The organism is Algibacter sp. TI.3.09 (assembly GCF_038154905.1).
Lineage (GTDB): Bacteria > Bacteroidota > Bacteroidia > Flavobacteriales > Flavobacteriaceae > Algibacter.
The window spans coordinates 1-283 of record NZ_JBAKAN010000078.1 but is presented as its reverse complement, the minus strand read 5'-3'; the positions used below and the strand labels follow the sequence as shown (position 1 = coordinate 283).

Annotated in this window: 1 rRNA gene; it reads left to right on the top strand. The window is 50.2% G+C overall.

Annotation, left to right across the window (positions count from 1 at the left end):
* A 23S ribosomal RNA gene (locus tag V6246_RS18400) occupies positions 1–283 on the top strand; the annotation flags it as partial.

Sequence of the window (283 nt, the reverse complement as noted above, 5' to 3'; positions counted from 1 at the left end):
GTCCGGATCCGTAGCGAAAGCGAGTCTGAATAGGGCGCTTAGTTAGTAGTGGTAGACGCGAAACCGTGTGATCTACCCATGGGCAGGTAGAAGCTGTAGTAACATACAGTGGAGGACCGAACCGGTTGACGTTGAAAAGTCTTCGGATGACCTGTGGGTAGGGGTGAAAGGCCAATCAAACTCGGAAATAGTTCGTACTCCCCGAAATGCATTTAGGTGCAGCGTTGATTTATAGTGTTATAGAGGTAGAGCTACTGATTGGATGCGGGGGCTTCACCGCCTA